This window comes from Mycobacterium sp. (genome assembly GCF_040509115.1).
GTDB lineage: Bacteria > Actinomycetota > Actinomycetes > Mycobacteriales > Mycobacteriaceae > Mycobacterium.
Genome location: NZ_JBEVLO010000456.1, coordinates 1 through 7,761 on the forward strand (window position 1 = coordinate 1; position 7,761 = coordinate 7,761).

The window sequence follows — 7,761 nt, forward strand, 5'->3', positions numbered from 1 at the left end:
TGCGCGCGAACGGCGATCGAGCGTTCTGCACCGGGATCGACGTATCGTCGGGTCCCTGGTGGTATCACTCCACTATTTTCAATCAGCAAGACCCCGGCGCGCTTCTCGGACCCAAACAGCACCAGGTCTGGAAGCCGGTTATCGCGGCACTGCACGGCATGGTCGCCGGCGGCGCCATGTATTTCGTCAACGAATGCGATTTCGCGATTTGCAGCGCCACGGCAACGTTCTTCGATCCCCACGCCAACGCCGGTATTGTCTCTGCACTTGAGCCGATGGGCATGCTGTCGTCCGGCGTGCCTTTCGGGGAGGTCATGCGGTGGGCCTTGCTGGGCAGCGAAGAACGCCTCACCGCCGCGACCGCGTTGCGCATCGGCCTGGTCACCGAAGTGGTTCCCGACGACCAATTACGCAGCCGCGCAGCGCAGTTGGCCGCTGAGATTGCCGCCCGCCGCCCCGAGGGGATCCAGGGCACCGTCAGGGCGCTGTGGGAGGCCCGCGACCTGACCCCGACCCTTCGCCAGCGCCACGGACTGTCCTACACGCATCTGGGCAACGCCGGCGCCGAGGGCGATTCACGGACCAACAAGAAAGAGACCAGGACCCGATGACACCCTGCCACTCGGTCCGCATGCGGACAAGGTGGCAGGGTCAAAGCCCGAGGTCGCGCCCGATGATGTCCTTCATGATTTCGGTGGTGCCACCGTAGATGGTCTGGATCCGGACGTCGGCATAATCCTTCGCCACACGGTATTCGTTCATATATCCGTACCCGCCGTGCAGCTGAACGCAGGCGTCGACCGTTTTCTTGGCGAGTTCGGTGCACCACCACTTCGCCTTAGCAGCCTCGACGGCGCTGAGATCACCGTCGAGGACGGCCTGCAGGCAGCGGTCGATGTACTGCTCCGCAATATCGAGTTCGGTGTCGAGTTCGGCCAGAACGAACCGGTTGTGCTGGAAACTGCCGATCGGCTGCCCGAATGCCTTGCGGTCCTTTGCATACTGCAATGTCTGGCGCCAGGTTTCGCGCGCCCCCGCGACGGCACCGACTGCAATCGAGAGTCGCTCGGATGGCAGGTTACGCATGAGGTGGTAGAAGCCGCGGTTCTCCTCACCGAGCAGGTTGTTACCCGGCACGCGTACATTCTCGAAATTCAGTTCAGCTGTGTCCTGGGCGTGTTGACCCATCTTGTCGAGCTTGCGTCCACGGGTAAAACCGTCCATGCCCCGCTCCACGACCAGCAGCGAGAAGCCCTTATGACCCGCGTCCGGGTCTGTGCGCGCCACCACGATGACGAGGTCGGAGTTGATGCCCGCGGAGATGAACGTCTTGGCGCCGTTAAGAATCCAGTCAGCACCGTCGCGCACCGCCGATGTGCGGATGCCGGCCAGATCGCTTCCCGCACCCGGCTCGCTCATCGCGATCGCCCCGATGATCTCGCCGGTGATGAACCCCGGCAGCCAACGTTGTTGCTGCTCGGCTGTCGCCAGTCCTTTCAGATAGGGACCGACGATGTCATTCTGCAGACTGAGCGAGGGGGTCACCGAGCCGAATTTGGCGAGTTCCTCGACGATGACGGCATTGAACCGGAAATCGTCTGACCCGCCGCCGCCGTACTGCTCGGGCATGTTGAATCCGATCAGCCCATATTTGCCCGCTGCAAGATAGGCTGAGCGGTCGACAATTCGGTCGCGCTCCCACTTCTCCGCGTTGGGCATGACCTCGCGCTCGATGAATTGGCGGGCGGTTTCCCGCACTTGGTCGTGCTCAGGGTCGAATATCAGTCGCTTCATAGGTGTTCACTCTCCATAAATTCGCCGCATCTCGTCGCCAACCCGCCCCGAAATTCGTGAAACAACCTGCGCCCCGCGCTGTTTGAGGTCAGCACTGGGTGTTGGAAGGACAACTGCCCCGGTCACCTTGGATGGAAGCAGCACCGTGGCCGTGCCCTTGGTGGTGGCCTCATTTCGCTGACTCGTAGCGCGCACCTCAAGGGTCACCCCTTCGTCGGCGGTCGCACCTTTGGCGGTCACCGTGCCTGTGCAGCGGTGAATGTCACCGTGGTAGTTGAATCCGCGCATCTGCAAATCCATTTCGGCCAGCCAGCCGTCATCACCGATCCAATTTGTCAGCAGGTGGCTGACCCAGGCGGCACGCATCTGCCCGTAGTCGTAGGGAGCGGGAATACCCAATGCTTTCGCCCGCTCGGCATCCCAGTGCAATCGCTGCACCACGTCGGGCACGCCGTACTCATCGGGCTGGTAGAAGGCGGGCATCCGCTTGCGTAACTGGTGGGCGTATTTGAGCGGGCCGACACCGTAACCACCCCAGCCAAAGCCTTGATGCATGCTGATGATGTCCACCACCGTCAGCGGACCCTTCATGACCTCAGGAAGTTCCTCACCGACGCGGACATCATCCCACCACCGTGGCTCGGCCCCGCGGCGCTCTTCAGCTTCGTAGGCGGCCTCGACTTCGGCGAATTCCTCTGGTGTCCAATGCTTGCGCTCAATGTGGGCAAGCTTGCCCGACTTCTTAGAACCATGACGCTCAGCGTTGATGTAGGACTCGTCACGGGTAGCGATCGGCGTCCCGTTGGCATCGACATAGAGGTAGCGGTATGTCTCTTTAACCGAGCGGCCACCGGAGAACTGGCTCTCTTTGACCTCGACATCGAGGGTATAGGTCTCGGCGAAGACGGGTCGGCCGGCGTAAATCGGCTGGAACCACGTCCATTTCACTCCTGAGTAGTATTTACCGGTACCACGGAACAACCCGCGGAAGAGCGCTTTGCGATCCGGATCGGTGAATTTCGGCGTCTGATCGAGGCCGGTCGCGATCGGGAACGTCGGTGGCGCAATCTGTCCATGCCAGCGCGTGCCGGCTCCATAGGCCTGGTCGTGAAAGAGCGGATTATCATCACCGCAGCCGAAGGCGAAGTGGCTGATCCCGTCGGCATGCGGCATCTTGTTCCACGCCTCATCGCGCTGGTTGACCGCGATGCCAATCTGCGCACGGGCCCTTTCGATGTCTTCGTCGGTGATGCGGCCCTCGACCGAGGCGGTATCGGCTTCGGGGTTGGGGGTGGCTTCTGCGGTGGTCATGCCGTCCTCTCTAAAACTTCAGCATTGCGCCGGCGTCGACCTTGAACTGGCTGCCGGTGATGTAACGGGATTCGTCGGAAGCCAAGAAACAGACCACATTCGAGATATCCTCGGGTTCCACATATGGCACCGGCATTGCCTGCATCGCAGGGAAAGCCACAATGGCGTCCTCGCGCGTGGGGTTGTCCAGATCCGGCCGGAAGACCCGGTACATCGGGTCACTGTTGAGCATCGGCGTATTGCAATTGGTGGGGTGGATGACATTGGCCCTGATGGATTGCGGCGCCAGTTGCGTCGCAATTTGTTTGGTGTAGGAATCGACGAGCTGCTTGGCGAAGTTATATCCGGATCCGCCTGGTCCGGCCGGGCCGACGCCCCCTTTGCCCGCCGCGATCAGACCAGCCACGGATCCGGTGGTGATGATCGAGGCACCAGGTTTGAGGTAGGGCAGCGCCGCGTGGATTGCGTTGACAACGCCGATGAAGTCGACATCAAACGCGTCGGCGAAGGCGGCCATAGTCTTACCGGTGCCCAACGGGCAGATTCCCGCATTGGCGACCACGACGTCGAGCTTGCCGAGTTCGTCCACCGCCGACCGCAGGGCGTCGACCACCGCTTGTTTGTCGCGAACGTCGACCTCGGCGGTTATCGCACGCCGGCCCGTCTTCTCGACCTCGAGGCCAGCTTCTTCGAGATCGTGAAGAGTCGACAGCGGATAGTCATTGGACTCGATGTCGCGGCAGATGTCGAAAAGGATGATGTCGGCGCCCTCTTCGGCCAATTTCACCGCATGGCTGCGGCCTTGGCCCCGGGCACCTCCGGTGACGAGAACAACTTTGTCCTGCACACGTCCCACCATGATCAGTTGCCTTTCATCACAGAATTGTCAATTGACATCACTGCACAGGCGCACTGCAGCGCCCGCCCAAAGCTCATAACAACTCCAAAATAGTCGCGTTCGCCTGCCCGCCGCCCTCGCACATCGTCTGCAGTCCGTATCGAATCCCCTTGTCCCGCATGTGATGGAGCATCGTGGTCATGATGCGGGCCCCAGAACCACCCAGCGGGTGGCCCAGTGCGATCGCGCCGCCATTGGGATTGAGGTTTTTCTCGGCGGCCCCGATCTCTTTGAGCCAGGCCAGCGGCACCGGGGCGAAGGCCTCATTGACCTCGAAAACCCCGATATCGGCGACCGCGAGACCAGACCGCTTCAGAGCCTTCTGTGTCGCAGGAATCGGTGCGGTCAGCATGATGACGGGGTCAGCACCGGCGAGGACGGCGGTGTGCACTCTGGCCAGCGGCGTAAGTCCCAGCTCGGTGGCCCTCTCCGTCGACATAATGAGCAACGCCGCTGCGCCGTCAGAGATCTGTGAGGCGTTGCCGGCGTGAATGACGCCGTCGTGTTTGAAGGCCGGTTTAATTTGGGACATCTTCTCCAGCGTCCCACCCCGGCGGATGCCCTCATCCTTAAGCACGATGCCGCCTTCGGAATCTTTGATCGCTACGATCTGATCGTCGAAGACACCGGAATCCTGCGCGGCGGCCGCTTTCTCATGCGATGCCAACGAGAACTCGTCGAGAACGGCGCGGCTCAACGCCCATTGCTCGGCGATCATTTCCGCGCCGATCCCCTGATTGGGGTGCGAGTGGTAGCGGTTCATGAACGACGCCGGGTACGGGTCGCCACCGGCGGCGACCGTCGCGCCCATCGGCACCCTCGACATGGACTCGACACCACCCGCGACCACCACGTCGTAGTGGCCGGCGACCACTCCGGCTGCGGCGAAATGGACCGACTGCTGGCTCGACCCACACTGACGATCGACGGTGACACCTGGCACTGTCTCCGGCCATCCGGCCGCGAGCAGCGCTGTGCGGGCTACATCGAGGGCCTGATCCCCCACCTGCCCGACGCAACCCCAAATGACGTCGTCGACCAGGCCGGGATCCACTCCCGCGCGCTCGATGAGACCGTTGAGCACCTGGGCTGACAGCTCAGCCGGGTGCACCCCGGACAGACCTCCGTTGCGCTTCCCTACCGGCGAGCGGACCGCCTCGACGATGACGGCTTCGGCCATGAACATTCTCCTTCGGTGTGAAGCGCAGCGGCTGTGCTGCAGGATCAATGCCTCTGTTGGTCAACCGATTCCAGTGGGCTGCGCGACGGCGGCGCCGCGTAACTCATCGAACATCGACAGCAGTCGCAACCGGTCGACCTTGAGTGCTGCACCGCGGGGCAATTCGTCAACGACGAAGACTTCAGCCGGTACCTCATAGGGTGTTAACTGGTCGCGGCAGTGGGCACGCAGTTCATCACCGGTTACCGGCGGGCCGGGACGCAGCTCAACCGCGGCCACCGGCACCTGGCCCAACCGCGCGTCGGGAAGCCCGGCTACCGCCGCGTCGGCGACCCGGTGGTGACCGCGCAGTGCTTTGACGACGGTTTCGGGTGCCACCTTGAACCCGCCCCGCACGATGACATCATCAGCGCGGCCCTCAATATAGAGAAAGCCATCTGCGTCGATCCGGGCCAGGTCGCTGGTGGTGACCCAGCCATCCGGGGTGCCACCGGCCTGCGGGGTAGCCACCTGCAACCGTCCCGATTGACCGCCTGAGACAGCTACCCGGTCCTCGTCGACGACGCGTAGCCGCACACCGGGGAAGGCCCGACCGACGCTGCCCTTCTTCTCAGCCCAGCGCTCGTGAAAGTCACGCAGCGTCCAGCCTGCCACTGCGCCAGAGAATTCCGTGGCTCCGTAGACAATGAGAATGGGGATTCCGTAGCGGGCGAAAAAATCGTCGACCAGCGCTGGATCGACCGGGCTGGTGCCCGCGTTGATCGCCCGAATGCTGTCGAGGTCGGCCGGCGGGATATCGGAATCGAGCACGCTGCGGATCGCAGCCGGAGGCAGCCCGGCGACGATGGGCTTGTGCTCTCTGACCGCGGCATGCCAACCCGCAACGGTGAATCGGTCGAGCATCACGAACGGCCGCGCGGCGACCAGTGCCTGCAGCAGCGACCATAAGCCACCGATGTGCACAATCGGCAGTGTCACCATGCCGACGGAACCAGTCAGCGGGGGCTTATCGTCGCTGTGAGTTCTATTGTTGTGCTGCAGCGCGGAAGCCAACGATGCTTCAAGTTGGTGGTGCGTCAACGGTATTCGCTTGGCAGCGCCCGTCGTGCCCGAGGTCAGCATCTCAATCGCGACAGCCGGGTCAGCGTGAGCAGCGTCCTTGGTCGCGGCCGCCATCGCCTTGGTCTGTCCACCGTCCACGCTCCAGCCGGCGGCACCAAGATCGGCGACGGCCGCGGCGAAGTCCGGTTCTGACCACAACATTTCGGGGGCCAACACATAGGAGGCACCGGAGGCGGCGAGATCGGCACTGAGCCGGGCCGGAGGTTGTAGAGGACTGATCGTCACCAAGGTGGCGCCCATTCGGAAGATCGCGATCAGCGCCGCAACCGATTCCATCCGGTTGGCCAGAACCACAGCAACCCGACAGCCCGGACGGCACAGCGCAGCTGTCAGCTCGCGGTCAATCCCTTCCGCAAGTGTCCTGATCGCACCCCAGGTCACCCACGTGTCATTCTGCTGAAGCATGGTGGCCTGGTCGTCAGCAGACCACAACCGGCCCAGCGCGTCCTGGATGCTTGTCATCGACTTCCCTGATGTTGCGGTCCGGAATATGTCCGGGCCTTCGATTAACGTAGATGACATGGTTTACTAGGTCAACTTACTGGAGGGATCTGCCATGGATTTCGGGTTGACCGCTGAGCAGGAACAGCTTGTCGGGTCGGAGCGGGCGTTCTTGGCCCGCCATGACCCGATAGCGCGCGTCCGCGAGACGCTCGACGCGGCTCCCGTTGCCATCGATCCAGCAGTGCTGCTGCACGCGGCGGAGGGCGGGCTCCTGGCTCTGCTGACGCCGGATGTCGGCGGCACGCATGTCGATCTGGCCGCTCTCGGAGAAGCTCACGGGTACGCCGCGAGCTCCCTGCCGCTGGCGGATCTGGCGATCACCAATTGGTTGCTGGAGCGCGCCGGGATGCCCGAATACTCGTCGGCCGCGGAAGGCGACCTGGTGCTCGGCCTGGCCCGAACTTCGAAATGGTCCCCTACGAAGACCAGCCCCGTGCCGATGGCGGCGGATCTGGCCGCGATCGTAGTGGTCGATGAGTCCGCTGGGACGGACCGTGCAACTGTCGTCCGTACGCCGCAGCTATCTGCGCTGTCTACGTTGGACCTCACCCGAACGTGGGCCAGGGTGGACCTCGACCGAACGTCGATCGAGTGGACCGATCTGCCCGGTGGAACGGTGGCCTATGTCCGCGACGCCCTTGCGGTGCACCGCGCCTTCGACGCGCTCGGCGCGGCTGCGCGACTTTTAGAGATCTCGGTGACCTATGCCGGACAACGGCAGCAATTCGGCGTGCCGATCGGATCGTTTCAGTCCGTCAAGCACCACTGCGCGAACATGGCGCTCGGCGTGGAAGCCAGTCGCGCCGCGTTGTGGGCGGGCGCGGCGGCTCTAGATCACTCGGTGAGCGCGGCTGCTCGGAGCCGAGCCGCATCGGCGGCCGCGGCGTATGCCAAGTCGACAGCGAGCGAGGCAGCCAGCACGGCGTTGCAGGTGCACGGGGGGATCGGATTC

At 63.3% G+C, this 7,761-nt stretch carries 7 protein-coding genes; 2 read left to right on the top strand and 5 right to left on the bottom strand.

What is annotated here, in order from left to right:
* On the top strand, window positions 1-611 hold a 611-nt coding region (locus tag ABW137_RS31055), incomplete at its 5' end, for an enoyl-CoA hydratase/isomerase family protein (RefSeq protein WP_526405954.1).
* A 40-nt stretch (window positions 612-651) separates the two neighbouring features.
* Here the strand turns inward: ABW137_RS31055 and ABW137_RS31060 are convergent.
* The 5 genes from ABW137_RS31060 to ABW137_RS31080 all read right to left on the bottom strand — a co-directional run bounded on the left by ABW137_RS31060 (window position 652) and on the right by ABW137_RS31080 (window position 6,767).
* The gene (locus ABW137_RS31060) at window positions 652-1,794 is read right to left on the bottom strand and encodes an acyl-CoA dehydrogenase family protein (RefSeq protein WP_526405956.1); all 1,143 of its coding nucleotides are present in this window, start codon (window positions 1,792-1,794) and stop codon (window positions 652-654) included.
* 6 nt (window positions 1,795-1,800) lie between these two features.
* Window positions 1,801-3,105: an FAS1-like dehydratase domain-containing protein gene (locus ABW137_RS31065; RefSeq protein WP_526405958.1), complete on the bottom strand. Its 1,305-nt coding sequence runs from the start codon at window positions 3,103-3,105 to the stop codon at window positions 1,801-1,803.
* Window positions 3,106-3,115: 10 nt separating this feature from the next.
* Window positions 3,116-3,961, bottom strand: coding sequence for a mycofactocin-coupled SDR family oxidoreductase (locus tag ABW137_RS31070; RefSeq protein WP_526405966.1), 846 nt, complete (start codon window positions 3,959-3,961; stop codon window positions 3,116-3,118).
* 76 nt (window positions 3,962-4,037) lie between these two features.
* Window positions 4,038-5,183: a thiolase family protein gene (locus ABW137_RS31075; RefSeq protein ID WP_526405960.1), complete on the bottom strand. Its 1,146-nt coding sequence runs from the start codon at window positions 5,181-5,183 to the stop codon at window positions 4,038-4,040.
* Window positions 5,184-5,243: 60 nt separating this feature from the next.
* Entirely contained in the window at window positions 5,244-6,767 is a 1,524-nt protein-coding gene (locus ABW137_RS31080; protein ID WP_526405962.1) for a class I adenylate-forming enzyme family protein, read from the bottom strand.
* 94 nt (window positions 6,768-6,861) lie between these two features.
* Here ABW137_RS31080 and ABW137_RS31085 point away from each other — a divergent pair.
* A partial coding sequence (locus ABW137_RS31085; protein ID WP_526405964.1) for an acyl-CoA dehydrogenase family protein occupies window positions 6,862-7,761 on the top strand: 900 nt, incomplete at its 3' end.

Coding starts and splice junctions, on each gene's coding strand:
- ABW137_RS31060 (WP_526405956.1), bottom strand. CDS start 1,794: ATGAAGCGACTGATATTCGACCCTGAGCACGACCAAGTGCGGGAAACC.
- ABW137_RS31065 (WP_526405958.1), bottom strand. CDS start 3,105: ATGACCACCGCAGAAGCCACCCCCAACCCCGAAGCCGATACCGCCTCG.
- ABW137_RS31075 (WP_526405960.1), bottom strand. CDS start 5,183: ATGGCCGAAGCCGTCATCGTCGAGGCGGTCCGCTCGCCGGTAGGGAAG.
- ABW137_RS31080 (WP_526405962.1), bottom strand. CDS start 6,767: ATGACAAGCATCCAGGACGCGCTGGGCCGGTTGTGGTCTGCTGACGAC.